This is a genomic window from Streptomyces sp. NPDC058525 (assembly GCF_042719495.1).
In the GTDB taxonomy this organism is placed as follows: Bacteria; Actinomycetota; Actinomycetes; order Streptomycetales; family Streptomycetaceae; genus Streptomyces.
This window is the reverse complement of sequence record NZ_JBHXNP010000220.1, coordinates 1-1,716: the sequence shown is the minus strand read 5'-3', so window position 1 is coordinate 1,716 and position 1,716 is coordinate 1. Positions and strand designations below refer to the sequence as shown.

General features: G+C 67.7%; 1 protein-coding gene. It reads right to left on the bottom strand.

Going from position 1 to position 1,716, the window contains the following annotated elements:
- Positions 1-46: 46 nt before the first annotated feature.
- Positions 47-1,567, bottom strand: coding sequence for an ISL3 family transposase (locus tag ACFWP3_RS41950; RefSeq protein ID WP_384232216.1), 1,521 nt, complete (start codon positions 1,565-1,567; stop codon positions 47-49).
- Between the last annotated feature and the right edge of the window lie 149 nt (positions 1,568-1,716).

Below are 1,716 nucleotides of genomic sequence, written 5' to 3'. Positions count from 1 at the left end.
GGCTCTGATCCACTTCTTGTGGTCCGATCGCGGAGCGTCACGGTGCTCAGTCCGCGAGGAGGATCTGTCGGCGGAGCAGGTTGAATCCCGCCCGGCCGTATCCGTCTCTCTTGATCCGTTTCACCCTGTTGACGTTGCCTTCGACCTTGCCGGAGCTCCATTCCAGGGTGAGTCCGGCGGTGACGGCGTCGAAGTCCTGGCGCAGGCCACGGGCCAGACTGCACAGCGGCTTGAGGCCGGTGCTCTCGGCGCGGGTGAGCCAGGTGTCGAGTTCGGTGCCGCGGCGCTCGGTCATCATGCGGGCGAAGGCGCGCACACAATCGGCGACAGCTTCCAGCTCCGGGCAGCGGGCCAATAGCTGCTTGAGCTTGAGCGCACTGCTCTCGTCGATCTTGTCTGGGTGGGCGGTCATCAGCCAGGTGGCCTTCCGGACTGTCAGCTCCTTGGGCTTGTCGGGTGCGGGTTTGCCGTCGGCCCGGATCTCTTGCAGGTGGCGGCGGACGGTCCGCTTGCTCCCGCCGTAGCCGAGTTCGACGATCTCGGCGTGAAGACGTGCGGCGTCCGTGCAGCCCTCGTTCCAGCGCCGATACAGATAGGGCGAGTAGGCGTGGATGTGGCCGTAGCGGCGCGATCCCGTTCCGCGGGAGGCGTCGTCAGGGGTGGCGGCGTGTGCGTAACGGCGCACGGTCTTGCGGTCGAGCCCGAGGGTCTTGGCGATCACCTCGATCGGCACGCCCTTGTCGTAGAGGCCGTGCACCGCGGCATGGCGCTCACGGCGCTTGATCGCACGCAGCCCTTCCATGGGCTCCGGCGCGTCGCCGGCTGCCGCGCCGGCCTTGACGACCGGCTTGTCGGCGGCGGTGTCCTCGGCCGGCTCGGCGAGGCACGTGCGGTGTTGGCCCACGCACTTCTCGACGGCCTCGCACAGGTTCTTCCACAAATGGAACCTGTCGGCGACCTGCGTGGCGTCGGGGCAGGCGGTGCGGACAGCCTCGGCGTAGGCGCTGGCTCTGTCCCGGCACACGATCTCCACGCCGGGATGGTCGCGCAGCCAGGCTGTGAGCGTGTCCGCGGTGCGGTCGGGTAGGACGTCCACACGCTCGCCGGTCTCCATGTCCATGAGGATCGTCCCGTAGACGTGGCCCTTCTTGAACGCGAAGTCGTCCACGCCCAGGACCCGCGGGGCCGTGCCGAGTCTCCTGTCCGGCAGCTTGCCCAGTAGCCTGAGCAGGGAGTTCGCGCTGGTTGGGATCGACAGATGCGTGGCCAGGCGGGCCGCAGGGCGTCCGGCCAGTGTCAGCGCGAGCTTCTCCAGCGTCCGGCGCAGAATCGGGGTGCGACGGGCGAACCTTTCGGTCAGACCTTCCACCTGCTCGACGAACGTCCGCCGACCGCATCCCGGCGTTCCGCATAGGAACCGCCGGACCACGATGTCTATGACGACCTTCCGCCCCGCTATCGCCAGGTCGGCCAAGCGCCGGTGGTACCTCCCGTGGATACGGCTGGACAGGCCACCGCACCCTGGGCAGGGCGCCTGTCGACTCACTGCCCGCGCTGTAACGGCCACCGCTTCCTGGTCCACGGTGATCTCCTCCACCGCAACTGAGTCCAGGTGGGAGAGGGCTGTCGAGAGCACGCTGTAGTCACACGAACGGTCAACCGATCAGAGCGCCGTAACGCAACGTCATACGACCACAAGAAGTGGATCAGAGCCGT